At 69.3% G+C, this 16,166-nt stretch carries 11 protein-coding genes and 1 pseudogene; all 12 read left to right on the top strand.

Going from position 1 to position 16,166, the window contains the following annotated elements:
* The first annotated feature begins 202 nt into the window (after nucleotides 1-202).
* The 12 genes and pseudogenes from U9J39_RS17385 (at nucleotide 203) to U9J39_RS17330 (ending at nucleotide 15,926) form a co-directional block, all read left to right on the top strand.
* The gene (locus tag U9J39_RS17385; RefSeq protein ID WP_326347623.1) at nucleotides 203-2,467 is read left to right on the top strand and encodes a TonB-dependent hemoglobin/transferrin/lactoferrin family receptor; all 2,265 of its coding nucleotides are present in this window, start codon (nucleotides 203-205) and stop codon (nucleotides 2,465-2,467) included.
* A gap of 26 nt (nucleotides 2,468-2,493) precedes the next feature.
* Nucleotides 2,494-6,489, top strand: a complete 3,996-nt coding sequence (gene cobN, locus U9J39_RS17380; RefSeq protein WP_326347622.1) for a cobaltochelatase subunit CobN — start codon at nucleotides 2,494-2,496, stop codon at nucleotides 6,487-6,489.
* A gap of 38 nt (nucleotides 6,490-6,527) precedes the next feature.
* The gene (locus tag U9J39_RS17375) at nucleotides 6,528-7,037 is read left to right on the top strand and encodes a MotA/TolQ/ExbB proton channel family protein (RefSeq protein WP_115678988.1); all 510 of its coding nucleotides are present in this window, start codon (nucleotides 6,528-6,530) and stop codon (nucleotides 7,035-7,037) included.
* Nucleotides 7,034-7,381 (top strand): DUF2149 domain-containing protein, encoded by a 348-nt coding sequence (locus U9J39_RS17370; RefSeq protein ID WP_326347621.1) that lies wholly within the window; start codon nucleotides 7,034-7,036, stop codon nucleotides 7,379-7,381. The genes U9J39_RS17375 and U9J39_RS17370 overlap by 4 nt, the downstream gene beginning before the upstream one ends.
* A gap of 13 nt (nucleotides 7,382-7,394) precedes the next feature.
* Nucleotides 7,395-8,231 (top strand): ChaN family lipoprotein, encoded by an 837-nt coding sequence (locus U9J39_RS17365; protein ID WP_442784903.1) that lies wholly within the window; start codon nucleotides 7,395-7,397, stop codon nucleotides 8,229-8,231.
* Nucleotides 8,232-8,583: 352 nt separating this feature from the next.
* Complete coding sequence (locus U9J39_RS17360; protein ID WP_326347619.1) at nucleotides 8,584-9,552, top strand: tripartite tricarboxylate transporter substrate binding protein; 969 nt, start codon at nucleotides 8,584-8,586, stop codon at nucleotides 9,550-9,552.
* A 244-nt stretch (nucleotides 9,553-9,796) separates the two neighbouring features.
* Nucleotides 9,797-10,270 (top strand): tripartite tricarboxylate transporter TctB family protein, encoded by a 474-nt coding sequence (locus U9J39_RS17355; protein ID WP_115678991.1) that lies wholly within the window; start codon nucleotides 9,797-9,799, stop codon nucleotides 10,268-10,270.
* A gap of 28 nt (nucleotides 10,271-10,298) precedes the next feature.
* Nucleotides 10,299-11,813, top strand: coding sequence for a tripartite tricarboxylate transporter permease (locus U9J39_RS17350; protein ID WP_115678992.1), 1,515 nt, complete (start codon nucleotides 10,299-10,301; stop codon nucleotides 11,811-11,813).
* A 114-nt stretch (nucleotides 11,814-11,927) separates the two neighbouring features.
* Nucleotides 11,928-12,986: an AbrB family transcriptional regulator gene (locus tag U9J39_RS17345; RefSeq protein ID WP_326347618.1), complete on the top strand. Its 1,059-nt coding sequence runs from the start codon at nucleotides 11,928-11,930 to the stop codon at nucleotides 12,984-12,986.
* A 50-nt stretch (nucleotides 12,987-13,036) separates the two neighbouring features.
* Nucleotides 13,037-13,450: a PaaI family thioesterase gene (locus tag U9J39_RS17340; protein WP_115711443.1), complete on the top strand. Its 414-nt coding sequence runs from the start codon at nucleotides 13,037-13,039 to the stop codon at nucleotides 13,448-13,450.
* Nucleotides 13,451-13,467: 17 nt separating this feature from the next.
* A pseudogene (locus U9J39_RS17335) lies at nucleotides 13,468-14,362 on the top strand (patatin-like phospholipase family protein).
* A 67-nt stretch (nucleotides 14,363-14,429) separates the two neighbouring features.
* Nucleotides 14,430-15,926: a dihydrolipoyl dehydrogenase family protein gene (locus tag U9J39_RS17330; RefSeq protein ID WP_115711759.1), complete on the top strand. Its 1,497-nt coding sequence runs from the start codon at nucleotides 14,430-14,432 to the stop codon at nucleotides 15,924-15,926.
* The last annotated feature ends 240 nt before the right edge of the window (nucleotides 15,927-16,166 follow it).

Here is a 16,166-nt window from a genome sequence, read left to right as displayed (position 1 = left end):
ACATGCCGTCTATGTGGTAGAGCCACCACATCCTATGCGTGAAGCGCTTTACCGCGTTCACAGTAAACGATAATAATTCTCGTTAACAAAAACGAGGCGCCAGTTGCGATGGCATTCCGCCGTCAGGTAGCGCCTCCACGCGAGCCAGCCATACGCCCCCGTTTCCAGCCAGCCAGCGTCCGCTTTCATTTGGGGAGAATCCATGAAACGTCGCTGCCTGGCGCGCCTGCGCGCCACCGTCCGGGTCACGCCTGTTGCCGCCGTGTGCGCGGCGCTGTGCGCGCCTGCCATCGCCAACGCCACCACGCTCGCTGCGCTCAATGAGGTGGTGGTCACCGCCACCCGCACCGCAGAGCGCGCCGACGCGGTCGCTTCCACCATCACCACGCGCGATGCGCGCCAGGTCGAGCGGGCACAACCGGTCGACGAGGCCGGCCTGTTCGCCGACGAGCCGGATATCGACGTGCCGCGCGACCGCCGCCGCTTCGGCGCCGGCAGCATCAATATCCGCGGAATCGAGGACAACCGCGTGCTGCAGATGGTCGACGGCGTGCGGCTGCCCGATTTCTTCAATGGCGGCGGGCCGTCGAACATCTCCAGCTCGACGCGCGATGCGCCGGAGTTCTGGTTCCTGAAGCGCGTCGAAGTGCTGCGCGGGCCGGCGTCGAGCCTGTATGGCTCGGATGCGATCGGCGGCGTGGTGGCGTACGCGACCAAGGATCCGTCGGACCTGATGCAGGGCCGCAAGGTCGGCGGCGAGTTGGGGCTCAACTGGAACGGCATCGACAACGGCTTCGGCCAGACTGCGGGCGTGGCCGGCGGCAGCGACACGCTGCAGGGCCTGTTCATGTACGCGAACCGCAACGCGCATGAAATGAAGAACATGGGCAGCGACGATTCCAGCTCGGTCAACCGCACCCGGCCCAACCCGCAGGACGTGCGCACGCAGGCGTGGCTGGGCAAGATCCTGCTCAACGCCAGCCCGGCGCACAAGTTCGGGTTCACCTACGAGCATCGCGACGGCAACACCGACACCGAGCTGCTGCGCCTGTCCACGGCCTTGCCGCGCGTCACCGCCGCCAATGGCAATGAAGACCTGAGCCGCGACCGCGTCAGCCTCGACTACGAGTGGAAGCCGGCCAGCGGCGTGCTCGACCGCCTGGCCGCGCAGGTCTACTACCAGGAGTCTGAGACCACCACGCTGACCAACCAGGTGCGCAGCAATACCAGCACCGGCTGCTCGGCCACCACGCGCGGCACCAGCCTGTGCAACGTCTCGCTGGGCTTCGGCTTCAAGCAGGAGCAGACCGGCTTCAACCTGCAGGGGGACAAGTCGTTTGCCACCGGCGGCGTCGAGCACCGGCTGATCGGCGGCGTGGACTTCATGCGCGTGCGCTCGTCGGAGTCGCGCGACGGCACCGTGCGCAACCTGACCACCGGCACCACCACCAAGACGCTGGCCGGCGAGACTTTCCCGATCCACGACTTCCCCACCGGCGAGACCCGCCAGACCGGCCTGTTCGCGCAGGACGAGATGCGCTTCTTCGATGGCCGCTTCACGCTCACGCCCGGCCTGCGCTTCGACCATTACTCGCTCTCGCCCGATGGCGATGACCTGGTCTACAGCAATGCCGGCGGCCGCCCGGCGGTCAGCAAGAGCGATTCGCACCTGTCGCCCAAGCTGTCGGCGCTGTGGCAGGCGACCGACCACGTCAACCTGTGGGCGCAATACGTGTTCGGCTACCGCGCGCCCAACTACCAGGAAGTCAACGGCAGCTTCCGCAACCCCGTGCAGGGCTATGGCGCGGCGCCAAACGCGAACCTGGATCCGGAGAAAAGCCGCTCGTTCGAAATCGGCGCGCGTTATACCAGCGACAACGTGCAGACCAGCGTGGCGCTGTTCGACAACCGCTACCGCGACTTCATCGAACAGGTGCAGCTGACCTGCCCGTCCGACCCCGCATGCCTGCCCGGCCTGCGCGCGACCTACCAGTACCGCAACCAGACCAGCGTGCGCATCTACGGCGCCGAGTGGCGCGGCGTGTGGCGCTTCCTGCCGCAATGGCGCATCGACGGCGCGGTGGCGTACGCGCATGGCAACAACGAGCAGACCGGCCAGCCGCTGAACAGCGTCTCGCCGCTGCGCGCCAGTGCCGGGCTGACGTGGGAGCGTGTGCAAGGACAAGGTGCTGCGATCCGCTGGCGCGGCGCGCGCCCGGTGACGCGCACCGACGATTCGTCGTTCACCTACTTCAAGCCCGCCGGCTACGGCGTGGTCGACCTGCAGGCGTGGTGGCGCTTCAACCGCCATGTCAGCCTGGCGCTGTCGGTGAACAACCTGTTCGACAAGAAGTACTGGCTGTGGGGCGACGTGCGCCAGACCGGCGTCTCGGCGACCGAGCCCGGCGTGGACTTCTACACGCAGCCGGGCCGCACCTTCGCCGCCAGCCTGAAGCTGTCGTTCTGAGTCACGCCGGCTCAAGGAGGTAACGCATGTCCTCACAAACGATAACTTCGCGCTGGCTCTGGGCGCTGCTGTGCCTGCTGATGTGGACCGGCGCGGCGCAGGCTGCCGCGCCGCGCATCGCCATCCTGACCAGCTCGCCGGTGCCGGCGGGCAAGTTCGGCCCGCTGCGCGAACTGGCGCAGGCCCAGGGCATGTCGCTGGAGGCGCAGTACCTGGAGCGCATGCCGGCGCAGGAGGTCGCGCCGTTTATCCACAACGCCGACCTGCTGATCGTCGATGCGCCGCGCGATCACATCGTGACCGCGATGCTGCAGCGCCTCGGTCCGCTGTGGCGCGAGGCGCGCGTGCCGCGCGTGCTGATCGCCACCGACCGCCATGAGGCGCACGGTGTCGACGACAAGCTCGCCGCCCGGCTGCAGGCGTACTACGTCAACGGCGGCCGCGGCAACTTCGGCGCGATGATGCGCACGATCGCGGCCCGCCAGTTCCACCTGCGCAGCGACGATGGCATCCCGGCGCCCGTGGTGTTCCCGAAGGCCGCCTATTACCACCCCAGGCTCGCCGGCGTGATCACTACCTCGCCGCAGGAAGCGCTGGCGGCCTCCGGCAGCAGCGGCCCGGTGATCGGCATCGCCATCCACCAGGCCTATGTGTCCGGCCTCGACAGCGCCTTCATTGACGACCTCATCGCTCGCCTCGAAGCCCGCCACGCGCGCGTGCTCACGTTCTACGGCCCGGTGATGGATGCGGACGGCATCACGCGCATGGCGATGCCCGGCGGCAAGCGCCTGGTCGACGTGCTGGTCAACGGCCAGATCATGCTGAACCCGCATGGCCGCAAGGCCGAGTTCGAGCAGCTCGACGTGCCGGTGCTGCAGGTCATGCCCTACCGCAAGGGCGACGCGCAGGCGTGGCAGGACGACCCGCACGGCATCAGCCTGACCGACACGCCGTTCTATCTGGTGCAGCCCGAACTGGCCGGCGTGATCGATCCCATGCTGGCCGCCGCCACGGCCAAGGGCGACGGCGCTATCGTCGGCCTGCCGGCGCAGCTCGATGCGGTGGCCGACAAGTCACTGGCGCTGGCGCGGCTGCGCCACCTGCCCAACGCCGACAAGCGCGTGGCGATCCTGTACTACAACTATCCCGCCGGCGAGAAGAACCTGTCGGCGTCGTTCCTGAACCTGCCGAAGAGCCTGGCCAGCACGCTGGCGGCGCTGCGCGCGGCGGGCTACACCACCGAGGCCGCCGACGAAGCGCGGCTGCAGCGCGACCTGGGCGCGCTGCTGGCACCCTTCTATCGCAGCGGCAGGCTGGAGCCCTTGCTCGATGCCGGCCTCGCGGTGTGGATGCCGATGTCGGAATACCGCCGCTGGTACGACGCGCAGCCCGCGCCGTTCCGCGCCGCGGTCGCGCAGCGCTGGGGCAATCCCGAGCAATCGGCGATGGCGACCATGCGCCGTGGCGAGGCCGGCTTCGTGATCCCGCGGCTGCAGCTCGGCAACGTCGCGCTGATGCCGGTGCCGCCGCGCGGCGAGCGCAATGAGTCGGACGAGAAGGCGCTCTACCACTCCACCACCACGCCGCTGAACCACTTCTACATGGCGGCCTACCTGTGGGCGCGCCAGGACCGCGAGGCGCTGGTGCACTACGGCACCCACGGCACGCAGGAATGGACCCCGGGCAAGGAGCGCGGCCTGTCGGTCACCGACCAGCCCTACCTGGTGCTGGGCAACGTGCCGGTGATCTATCCGTATATCGTCGACGATGTCGGCGAAGCGATCCAGGCCAAGCGCCGCGGCCGCGCCGTGATCGTCAGCCACCAGACGCCGCCATTCCGGCCGGCCGGGCTGCATACCGACCTGGTCGCGCTGCACGACCAGTTGCACGCGTACCTGCAGCAGGACGAAGGCGCGGTGAAGGACACCATCCGCCAGCAGATCCTGTCGCGCAGCGCGTCGATGCATCTGTTCGAAGACATGGGCTGGAGCGCGGCACGGGCGCGCGCGGATTTCAGCGGCTATCTCGATGCGCTGCACATCCACCTGCATGAACTCGGCGGCGCGCTGCAGCCCTATGGCCTGCACACCTTCGGCCAGTCGCAGGACCCGGGGCTGCGGCTGTACACAACCATGGCGATGCTCGGCAAGGACTGGCTCAGGCGCGTGTTCCCCGACGAGCCGGAAGAACTGTTCGCGGTCGACTACGCGCAGCTGGCGCAGACGCCGCCCTATGCGATGGTGCGGCGCTATGTGGCCGAGGGCGCGCCGCTGGAGGAACTGCGCGATGCGCGCCAGCGCGAAGACATGCAGCGCGCGCGGCAACTCTATGCCAGCCTGGATGCCACGCCGGAAAACGCCGGGCTGCTGACCGCGCTGGCGGGTCGCCACCTGCACTCGGGCACCGGCGGCGATCCGGTGCGCAACCCCGACACCTTGCCGACCGGGCGCAACCTGTACGGCTTCGATCCCTCCAAGGTCCCTAGCCGCGAAGCCTGGAAGGCTGGCCAGGCCGCCGCCGAGGCGATGATCGCCGACTGGCGCAAGCGCCATGGCCGTTATCCCGACAAGCTGGCGTTCTCGCTGTGGAGCGTCGAGACCATGCGCCACCAGGGCATGCTGGAAGCGCAGGCGATGGCGGCGCTGGGCGTGCGGCCGAAGTGGGACGACGGCGGTCGTGTGGTCGGTGTCGAGCCGATTGCCGCCGCGGAACTGGGGCGTCCGCGCGTGGATGTGGTGCTGTCGGCGACGGGTCTCTATCGCGACCACTTCCCCAACCTGATGAAGTGGCTGGCCGAGGCCGTCAAGGTGGCCGCCGCGCAGCCGGAGCCCGGCAACGTGGTCGCCGCCAATACGCGCGCGGTGCGCGAGCGCCTGGCCCGGCTCAAGGTCCCCGCTGATCGCCTGGACGGGCTCGCGGTGACGCGCATCTTTGCCAGCGAATCGGGCAACTACGGCACCGGCCTGAACGATGCGGCGCTGGCGACCGACACCTTCGGCAGCGGCCGCCAGGCCGATGACAAGCTGGCCAGGCTGTATCTGGCGCGCATGCAGTACGCCTACGGCCCGGACGAGCAGCACTGGGGCGAGGCGTTGCCGCAGGTCAACCTGTATGCCGAGAACCTCAAGGGCGTCGACGGCGCGCTGCTGGCGCGCAGCTCCAACCTGTACGGCATGCTCACCACCGACGATCCGTTCCAGTACCTCGGCGGCATCGGCCTGGCGGTGCGCCACCTGACCGGCAAGGCGCCGGAGCTGCTGATCTCCAACCTGCGCGATGCCAGCCAGGCGCGCACAGAGACCGCCGCCGGCTTCCTTGCCAGCGAGCTGCGCACGCGCTACTTCCATCCCGGCTGGATCGAGGGCATGAAGGCCGAGGGCTACAGCGGCGCGCTGAACGTGCTCGACACCGTCAACAACTTCTGGGGCTGGACCGCGGTCTCGCCCGAGATCGTGCGCGACGACCAGTGGACCGAGTTTGCCGAGGTCTATGTCAACGACAAGCACAAGCTCGGCCTCAACGACTGGTTCGAACAGCACGCGCCGCAGGCCCAGGCACAGGTGATCGAGCGCATGCTCGAGGCCGCGCGCAAGGGCTACTGGAAAGCCGACAGCAAGTTGCTGCAGACGCTGGCGCAGCGCTATCAGGACCTGGCGCAGCGGCACGACATCCTCAGCCACAACCGCGCGTTCAACCAGTATCGCGAGCAGCAGGCCCGCGCCGCCGCGCCGGGCTATGGCCTGCAGCCGCGCGCTGCGGCGCCGCGTCCGGCGCCGGCGCCAACGCCGCCGCAGCCTGCCGTCGCGGCACCCGCTCCGGCACCCGCACCCGCGCCGAACCCGCCGCAGCCCGTGCAAGGCATGGAGCTGGTGGAGCGCAAGCCGCCCGCGGCCGAGATCGTGCCGGTGCTGTCGTGGCTGGCCGGCGGCATCGCGCTGGCGGCGGCGATCGCGGGCGGCGCGCTCAGCGCGCGGCGGCGCCAGGTCGCTGCATCCGGCAGCTGGCTGCCGGAACGGCGCTGAGGCCACCAGGATATCCATCGCATTCAACGAGACAAGACATGACACCCACCCTGCTCGAAACCCTGATGTACGACGTCGGCCAGCTGTTCCTGATCCCGACGCTGGCGCTGATCGCGCTGCTGTTTCTCTATGCCTTCTGGGCCCTCGGCGAATTCGCCATGCAGGCCTGGCTGCGCGCGCGCCATCCGGTCGCCAGCGGGCGCGGCTACGTGCTGGTGGCCTGGGCGCGCAGGCACAAGGTGGCCGATGCCGACGCGCTCGACGTCGCCGCGCACCGCCTGCTGGAGCGCCCGCGCATTGCCACGCGCGTGGCGCCGATGCTGGGGCTGGTGGCGACCATGATCCCGATGGGCCCGGCGCTGAAGGGGCTGTCGGGTGGCAACCTGGCCAATGTGGGCGAGAATCTCACCATCGCCTTCTCCGCGGTGATCCTGGCGCTGATCGCGGCCAGCATCACGTTCTGGGTGGTCAACGTGCGCCGGCGCTGGCTGGCTGAGGAACTGGTGTGGCTGGCGCAGTCGCGGCCGCAGTGGGAGGTGGACGAATGAAGTTCCTGGAAGAGAGCGAGGCCGACGACCCGATCCTGTCGGTGGTGAACCTGATCGACGTGTTCCTGGTGGTGATCGCCGCGCTGCTGGTGGCGATCGCGCAGAACCCGGCCAACCCGTTCACCCATGATGACGTCACCATCATCAAGAATCCCGGCAAGCCGAACATGGAGATCGTGTCGCGCCAGGGCGAGAAGGTGGTGCGCTACCAGGCCAGCGGCCAGGTCGGCAGCGGCGACGGCATCAAGGCCGGCGTGGCGTACCGGATGCAGGACGGATCGATGGTGTACGTGCCGGAGCAGCCGCCGCCGCAGGCGTCGGTGCCGGCGACTGAAACGAGATAAGGGAGACCGCGTGATCTCATTCCGTTTGTGCGCGGCCGCCACGCTGGCCGCTGCCGTTGCCGTGCTGAGCGCCGGCTGTGCGGCCCCGGGGCCGGCGCCATCCGCGCTCGGCGCTGACTTCGCCGGCAAGCCCTACGTGCTGCTGGGCGAGGTCCACGACAACGCCATCGGCCAGCAGCAGCGGCTGGAGGCGCTGACCCGCGCGATCGAGCAAGGCTGGCGCCCGGCCATCGCCATGGAGCAGTTCGACCGCGAGCGCCAGGCCGACATCGACCGGGCCCGCCGCGAGCGCCCGCGCGATGCCGACTACCTGATCGCGCAGGCCGGCGGGGGCGCGTGGCAGTGGCCGTTGTACAAGCCGGTGGTGGCGCTGGCGCTGCAGTATGACTTGCCGCTGGTCGCCGCCAACCTGTCGCGCGCCGATGCGGGCAAGATCGTGCGCGGCGGGCTCGACGGGCTGTTTTCCGCGGCCGAGCGGCAGCGCCTTGGCCTGACCGGCGCGCTGCCGCCGGACCTGGTGGCGGCGCAGACCGCGGTGCTCGACCACGGGCATTGCGGCAATTTCCCCAAGGCGATGCTGCCCGGCATGCTGGCGGCACAGGCCGCGCGCGACGCGGTGATGGCGCAGGCGTTGCGGCCTTATGCGGGTCGCGGCGCGGTGCTGATCGCGGGGAACGGGCATGTGCGGCGCGATGTGGGGGTGCCACGCTGGCTGGGCGGTGACGCAGCGCAGGCGCTCAGCATCGGCTATGTGGAAAACGCGCCGGAAGAGGGTAAGTTCGATAGGGCGGTGGTGGTGCCGGCGGTCGGGCGCAAGGATCCTTGCCTGCAGGCGAAGCCGGCGGGGTGAGGTGGTGTTTCAGTGCCGGCGTCTCCACGAAGTGCCGCCCTTCCACCCGTCCACTCTCCTCCATCCACGTAAACCCCACCCCCCTCTCCCCCGATTTGACAGCCTTTTGACAGTTTCCCCCGCCTAGAATCCGCCCCAAGGCCGGAAGTTCCGGCCTGACGTTCACCAAAATCCAAGAACAGTCCCGGCCAGCCCCCGCCGCGCCGGACAGGAGACAAGCCCGAAGCCGCGCTGATGCGCACGCCCCGGGCGCACATCCCGTCCCGCAACGCCGTGGCCGCCGGAACCCCCGGGTCGGATCGCGGCCGCCATCGACTGGCAAGCGATCACCGGTATTACCAAGGAGACCGCCATGCGCCGTACCTATTTCCGCTTCGCCCATGCCGTGATGGCATCCGCCACCCTTGCAGCCGCTGCCGTGGCCGCACCCGCCTTCGCCATGGACAACGTCAAGGTCATGATCGGCGCCAATCCCGGCGGCGGCTTCGACCAGACCGGCCGCTCGCTGGGCGCGGCGATGATCGCCGCGGGCCAGGCCAAGGCCGCTTCGTACGACAACAAGGGCGGCGCCGGCGGCACCATCGCGCTGACGCAGTTCGTCAACACCGACAAGGGCAATCCCAACGCGCTGATGGTGGTGGGTGCCGTGATGGTCGGCGCGATCGAGACCAACAAGCCGCCGGTCACGCTGAAGAACGCCACGCCGATCGCGCGCCTGTTCGCCGACACCATGGTCATCACCGTGCCGGCCAGCTCGCCGATCAAGTCGATCAAGGACCTGACCACGCAACTGAAGGCCAACCCGGGCAGCGTCAGCTGGGGCGGCGGCTCCAAGGGCTCGATCGACCATATCCTGGCCGGCCTGGTCGCCAAGGAAAGCGGCGTGGATCCGAAGAAGGTCAACTACGTGCCGTTCCAGGGCGGCGGCGAAGCCTCGGCCTCGATCATGGGCGGGCACGTGACGGTGGGCATCGCCGGCGTGTCGGAGTTCCTGCCCTTTATCAAGAGCGGCAAGATGCGCGCGCTGGCGGTCACGTCCAAGGACCGCGTTGCCGATATCCCGACGCTGAAGGAGCAAGGCGTCAACGTCGAGATCTATAACTGGCGCGGCGTGTACGGCGCGCCGGGCATCACGCCCGAGCAGCGCAAGGCCATGATCGACGCGGTGGTCAAGGCCACCGAGAGCAAGGCCTGGAAGGACACGCTGCAGAAGAACGACTGGACCCCGTTCCTGCTGACCGGGGACGAGTTCGGCAAGTTCGTCGACAGCGAATCGACCCGCCTGGGTGGCACGCTGCGTGAACTGGGCGTGGCCAAGTAACACAGCGCCAGGCGCGCGGACTGCCGCGCCCTGCCTGCCGCCCTAACTACTCTCGCTTTACCTGTCGTGCCTGCCGACGCCGCCGGTGATCCCGGCGGCCGGAAACACGGCGCGGGGCCCGGTGTCCACCTGCGATACCGAAGACAACAACACATGTCACTGGGCCCCGCCGCCGCGCGGGCAGCATCCGCCAGCGTCGCGCACGCCCGCCCCCGCGGCCCGGCGACATGGCCAAGGAGTCTCCATGAAACCCTCGCACCTCGCCATCGGCATCGCCGTGCTGGCGATCTCGCTGTTCTTCTTCCTCGGCCTGTCCGGCATCACCGGCGACGAGGGCTATGCGGGCCTGTCGCCGCGCTTCGTGCCTACGCTGGTGGCGATCGGCCTGGCGGTGTGCGGCGCGCTGCTGACCTGGCAGGGCGTGCGCGGCGGTTTCCGCAACATGCCGGAAGAAGACGCCGAGCTGCCCAACGCGCCACACAACTTCGTCGGCTTCGTCTGGGTTGCCGCGGGCCTGGTGCTGAACATGGCGCTGATCGGCACGCTCGGCTTTGTCTTGTCGTCGACGCTGCTGATGGTCTGCGTGGCGCGCGGCTACGGCAGCCGCCGCATCGTGCGCGACGCGATCATCGGGCTGTGCATCACGGTGCCGATGTGGGCGCTGTTCGAATTCCTGCTCGGCATCAACCTGCCGCTGCTGCCCATCGCCGGCTTCTGAGCCCGCCCGTCACGCAAGGAGTCTTCGCATGGATACCCTGAACCAGCTGATGCACGGCTTTGCCGTCGCGATCACGCCGATCAACCTGATGTGGGCCCTGGTGGGCTGCTTCCTCGGCACCGCCATCGGCGTGCTGCCCGGCATCGGCCCCGCGCTGACGGTGGCGATGCTGCTGCCGCTGACCGCCAAGGTCGAGCCCACCGCGGCGCTGATCATGTTCGCCGGCATCTACTACGGCGCGATGTACGGCGGCTCGACCACCTCGATCCTGATGAACACGCCGGGCGAGTCTTCCACCATGGTCACCGCCATGGAAGGCAACCTGATGGCCAAGAACGGCCGCGCCGGCCCGGCGCTGGCGACCGCGGCGATCGGCTCGTTCGTGGCCGGCACCATCGCCACCGTGATGCTGTCGCTGTTCGCGCCGGTGGCGGCCGACGTGGCGCTGCAGTTCGGCCCGGGCGAGTACTTCATGATCATGCTGCTGGCCTTCACCACGGTCTCGGCGGTGCTGGGCTCGTCGCTGCTGCGCGGCATGACCGCGCTGTTCCTGGGCCTGGGCATCGGCCTGATCGGCATGGACTCGCTGTCGGGGCAGACGCGCTATTCGATGAACGTGCAGGAGCTGTACGACGGCATCGACATCGTGGTGGTCGCCGTCGGCCTGTTCGCGGTGGGCGAGGCCCTGTTCAACGCCTTCTTCCCGCAGCCGCCCAGCACCTACAACAAGCTCAGCTCGACCCATATGAACCGGTCGGACTGGAAGCGATCGCTGCCGGCGTGGATCCGCGGCACCTTCATCGGCTTTCCGTTCGGCCTGATCCCGGCGGGCGGCGCCGAGATCCCGACCTTCCTGTCGTATGCGACCGAGAAGAAGCTGTCGGACCACAAGGAAGAGTTCGGCAAGGTCGGCGCGATCGAAGGCGTGGCCGGCCCCGAGGCCGCCAACAACTCGGCCGTGACCGCGACGCTGGCGCCGCTGCTGACGCTGGGCATCCCCACCTCCAACACCACCGCGATCCTGCTGGCGGCGTTCCAGAACTACAACCTGCAGCCGGGGCCGATGCTGTTCCAGACCTCGGGCGACCTGGTGTGGGGCCTGCTGGCGTCGCTGTATATCGGCAACGTGATGCTGCTGGTGCTGAACCTGCCCGCGATCGGCCTGTGGGTGCGCATGCTGCGCGTGCCGACGCCGCTGCTGTACGGCGGCATCCTGATCTTCGCCGGCCTGGGCGCGTACGGCATCCGCCAGTCGTGGTTCGACCTGCTGCTGCTGTTCGTGATCGGCCTGCTGGGCATGGTGATGCGCCGCTTCGACTTCCCCACCGCACCCGTGATCGTCGGCATGATCCTCGGGCCGATGGCGGAGAAGCAGCTGCGCAACGCGCTGTCGATCGGCCAGGGCGACTGGAGCCTGTTCCTGCGCCAGCCGATCTCGGCCTCGATCCTGGCCCTGACGGTGGCGGTGGTGGTGATCCCGCGCCTGCTGCGCTGGCACGCCGGGCGCGGCAGCGCGCATGCGCAGGCAGACAACGCCGCGTGATTCGCGTTAGCATGCGATAGTCTCTCGGGGGGCCCGGCGCCATGGCGCGCGGGCCTCTTTGCTTTCCTTCGTCACAACAACAAGCGCCGGCGCCCCGCGCCAGGCCGCTGACCAATGCCGCTTGCCGCCAACCGCTGGCTGTCCGCGCTGCCCACGCTGGCGCTCGGGCTGGCCGCCGCCCTGCTCTGCACCCTCCTGCATACGCCGCTGCCGTGGATGATCGGGCCGCTGCTGGCGGTGGCGGCCGCGCGCATGGCCGGCGCCGACCTGCGCGCGCCGGCGCAGGCGCGCAATGCCGGCCAATGGGTCATCGGCGCTTCGCTTGGGCTGTATTTCACGCCGGACGTGGTGGCGCGGCTGGTGGAATACCTGCCCTACATCATCGCCGGCTCGCTGTTCGCGCTGGCGCTGGGCGCGGGCGGCGCGCTGCTGCTGCGGCGGACCACCGGCGTCGCCTTCAAGACCGCGTTCTTCTCCACCGCGATTGGCGGTGCCTCGGAGATGGCCAACCTGGCCGAGCGCAACGGCGCGCGCATCGACCAGGTGGCGGCCGCGCATTCGCTGCGGGTGCTGATGGTGGTGGTGACGGTGCCGGCGATCTTCCAGTACGGCGGCATCCACGGGCTCGACCCGTATATCCCGGGCCCGCGCGTGGTCAGTGCGCCGGGGCTGGTGGCGCTGGTGGCGATCACGCTGGGTGTGGCTTTGCTGGTGAAGCGGCTGAACATGCCCAACCCGTTCGTGATCGGCACGCTGCTGGCAGCCGCGGTGCTGACCGCCTGCGGCATCGAGCTGTCGGCGATCCCCACCTGGATGAGCCGGGCCGGACAGTTGCTGATCGGGGTGTCGCTGGGGGTGCGTTTCTCGCGCGAGTTCCTGCATACCGCGCCGCGCTTCCTGTCGGGGGTGGCGCTGTACACCGTGCTGGCGCTGGTGGTGTCGGCGCTGTTCGGCTGGGGACTGGCGGCGCTGTCGGGCGCGCATCCGGCCACGGTGATCCTGGGCACCACGCCGGGCGGCATCGCCGAGATGTGCATCACCGCCAAGGTGCTGGAGGTGGGTGTGCCGCTGGTGACGGCCTTCCACGTGATCCGGATGGCGTTCGTGGTGCTGGCCACCGGGCCCCTGTATCATTGCCTCAAACATCGCGTCGCGCCGGAGGAGACGGAATAGCGGTCCGCCACAGGATCGCCATGGCGCGGCCAGACAGAACAAGGAGCCTCATGCCCGAAGCCCTGACCCTTGCCGACATCGACGCCACGCTCGAGCGCGTGCTGGCGCCGTGGGTACGCCAGCTCGGCCTGCGCGCCGAAGCCGTCGATGAGCGCGGCGTGACGCTGCGCCTGCCGTTCAGCGAATCGTTCCGCCATGCGGGCGGCGTGGTCTGCGGCCAGGTGCTGATGTCCGCCGCGGATACCGCCATGATCGTTGCCGTGGCCAGCGCGCTGGGCGCGTTCCGGCCGATGACCACGGTCACGCTGACCACCAACTTCATGCGCCCCGTGATCGACGGCGACGTGCTGGTGCGCGCCAATGTGCTGCGGCTGGGCAAGACCGTGGTGTTCGGCGAGATCGAGCTGACCGGCACCGACGGCAAGCTGGCGGTGCAGGCCACCACCACCTACGCCCTGCTCTGACGCGCTCCGGATCTTCCATGGCTTGCGGTGACGCCAATCCCTTCGACCAGGTCGTCTTTGCCGGCGGCGGCAACCGCTGCTGGTGGCAGGCGGGCTGGTGGGACACGGTCGCGCCGGAACTGCAACTGCGTCCGCGCGTGATCGCCGCGATCTCGGCCGGCGCGGCCACCGCCTGCATGGTCTATGCGCACGACTCGCACCAGACCATGGACTATTACCGCGCGGTGCTGGCCGACAACCGGCGCAATGCCTACTGGGGCAACCTGCTGCGCAACGAGCGCGTGTTCCCGCATTACGGCATCTACCGCACCGCGCTGCTGACCATCTTTGCCGATGGGCGCCTCGCACCTGCAGCAGGCGCCCGAGATCCGCATCGGCGTGGCGCATATCCCGCGCTGGAGCGGCCCGCGCCTGGCGGTGGCGGCCGGGCTGCTGGCCTACAACATCGACAAGCACGTGCTCAAGACGCTGCACCCGCGGCTGGGGCGCAAGCTGGGCTTCCGGCCCGAGTTCGTGCGCGCGCAGGACTGCGCCTCGCCCGAGCAGTTGGCCGACCTGCTGCTGCAGTCGGCGTCGACGCCGCCGTTCACGCCCGTGCTGCGCCGCGACGGGCGCCCGGTGCTGGACGGCGGACTGGTCGACAACGTGCCGGTCGACGCGCTCGACGCCGCGCCCGGCAATGTGCTGGTGCTGGTCACGCGGCTGTACCCGCGCCCGCGCCGTTTCGTGCTCGACCAAGGCGGCCAGCGCCGCCTGTACCTGCAGCCCTCGCAGCGCGTGCCGATCTCGAGCTGGGACTACACCCGGCCCGACGCCATGACGCACGCCTACGAACTCGGCCGCCGCGACGGGGAAACTTTCCTGCGCGAGTGGCCATCGATCCTGAATACCGAACTGCGGCCCGCTGCCTAGTTTCCGTGTTGCTGGCGCTGGCCTGATGATTGTCGATGCGGCCCGCGTGCCGCGACAGGAGGCATGGATGACCAAACGCCAGACACCGCTTTCCACAGCGCCAGGGGCCAGCGCGGCCAGCGCGCCGCGGCGCGCCCGCGAAGTCAGCGCGGCGCCGCCGGTGCAGCAGGTGCCGCGCGCGCGCAGCGGCCGCAGCCGTCGCAACGACAAGTCGCGCGAGGCCGACCTGGTGGTGATCGGCGGCGGCTCGGCCGGCGTGGCGTGCGCGCGGCGCGCGGCCGCGCATGGCGCGCGCGTGATCCTGGTCGAGCGCGACGCCATTGGCGGCACCTGCGTCAACCGCGGCTGCGTGCCCAAGAAGATGCTGTCCTACGGGGCCTCGTGGTCGGCCATCCTGTCGGGCTGCCTGTCCCACACCGGCGGACACGAGGACTGGCGCGATGCCATCGTGCGCGTCAACGCCGAGGTCGCGCGTCTGAACGTGGGCTACACCCAGCGCCTGACCGATTCCGGCGTCGAAGTCCTGCACGGCGAGGCACGCGTCACCGGGCCGGAGGAAGTCTGCGTCGGCGACGAGACCATCCGTGCGCGCCGCATCCTGATCGCCACCGGCGCGCGCCCGCGCACGCTCGAGGTGCCGGGGGGCGACCTGGCCGCAAGCTCCGACGACGTCTTCACCTGGCAGAGCCTGCCCGCGTCAGTCGCCGTCATCGGCGGCGGCTATATCGGCGTGGAACAGGCCTCGATCCTGTCGCGCTACGGCGTGAAGGTAGACCTGATCGTCGCCGGCGAGCGGCTGCTGCCGCATTTCGACCACGACATCGGCGCGGCGCTGGCCGACGCGCTGACCGCGCGCGGCGTGCGGCTGCACCTGAACGCGCGCGTGCACCTGCTGAGCCAGGCCAACGGCGCCGTCGAAGTCTGCTACCAGCCTACCAACGACCCGGCCCGCGCCGGCCAGACCGAGTCCGTGCGCGCGCAGGCCGCGCTGGCGGCGATCGGGCGCGTTTCCAACGTGCAGGGCCTGGGGCTGGAAGCGCTGGGCGTGGCCTTCGGCGAACGGGGCGGCATCCGCGTGGACCGCCAGTTCCGCAGCAGCGTGCGTAGCGTCTATGCGCTGGGCGATGCTATCGACGGCCTGCACCTGACGCCGGTGGCCACCGCGCAGGGCCGCTGGCTCGCCGACCGCCTGTTCGGGCGGCGCGGCGAACGCGCCGATTTCGATTTCGTGCCGACCGCGGTGTTCTGCGAGCCCGCCATCGGTGCGGTGGGATTGACCGAAGCCCAGGCCATCGAGGCCGCCGGCAAGCCCGAGCGTATCCGTACGGTGGTCAAGCGCTTTGTCTCGCTGGAGCATCGCTTTGCCGGCACGCCGCATCAGTCGGTGTTCAAGCTGGTGCTCAATGCGCGCAGCGGGCGCGTGCTGGGGGTGCACCTGATGGATAACGCGGCGCCGGAGATTGTGCAGGCGCTGGCGGTGGCGTTAAGGCTGGGGGTAAGGGAGTCGCATTTGCAGACGACGGTGCAGGTGCATCCTACGGTGGCGGAGGAGTTGTTTGGATAGGTTTCGGCATGCCTGATAGGGCTGGCGGTCTTGGTTATTGGGGGCGTCGATGTTGATGACATGCTGTTGGCTGTTGAACCGCGTGGTTCCGCCCTGCTGGGCGGGTCACTTTTTGGCCGAGCGCCGAAAAGTAACCAAAAAGCGCGTTGATTGCCCTGCGGGCGGCATGTCTTATCGTAGTGTGCCTGGGGGTTTTCGTACGGGGCTTTGCTTCCTCACATAGCTAGACTGCCTGCCGCG

The organism is Cupriavidus sp. SS-3, from assembly GCF_035818815.1.
Lineage (GTDB): Bacteria > Pseudomonadota > Gammaproteobacteria > Burkholderiales > Burkholderiaceae > Cupriavidus > Cupriavidus taiwanensis_C.
Note: the sequence above shows the minus strand (reverse complement) of the source record. Positions and strands in the feature narration are given on the sequence as shown.

Bases quoted from the DNA above. Each gene is read 5' to 3' on its own strand.
- U9J39_RS17385 (WP_326347623.1), top strand. From the start codon at position 203: ATGAAACGTCGCTGCCTGGCGCGCCTGCGCGCCACCGTCCGGGTCACG.
- cobN (WP_326347622.1), top strand. From the start codon at position 2,494: ATGTCCTCACAAACGATAACTTCGCGCTGGCTCTGGGCGCTGCTGTGC.
- U9J39_RS17375 (WP_115678988.1), top strand. From the start codon at position 6,528: ATGACACCCACCCTGCTCGAAACCCTGATGTACGACGTCGGCCAGCTG.
- U9J39_RS17370 (WP_326347621.1), top strand. From the start codon at position 7,034: ATGAAGTTCCTGGAAGAGAGCGAGGCCGACGACCCGATCCTGTCGGTG.
- U9J39_RS17360 (WP_326347619.1), top strand. From the start codon at position 8,584: ATGCGCCGTACCTATTTCCGCTTCGCCCATGCCGTGATGGCATCCGCC.
- U9J39_RS17355 (WP_115678991.1), top strand. From the start codon at position 9,797: ATGAAACCCTCGCACCTCGCCATCGGCATCGCCGTGCTGGCGATCTCG.
- U9J39_RS17350 (WP_115678992.1), top strand. From the start codon at position 10,299: ATGGATACCCTGAACCAGCTGATGCACGGCTTTGCCGTCGCGATCACG.
- U9J39_RS17345 (WP_326347618.1), top strand. From the start codon at position 11,928: ATGCCGCTTGCCGCCAACCGCTGGCTGTCCGCGCTGCCCACGCTGGCG.
- U9J39_RS17340 (WP_115711443.1), top strand. From the start codon at position 13,037: ATGCCCGAAGCCCTGACCCTTGCCGACATCGACGCCACGCTCGAGCGC.
- U9J39_RS17330 (WP_115711759.1), top strand. From the start codon at position 14,430: ATGACCAAACGCCAGACACCGCTTTCCACAGCGCCAGGGGCCAGCGCG.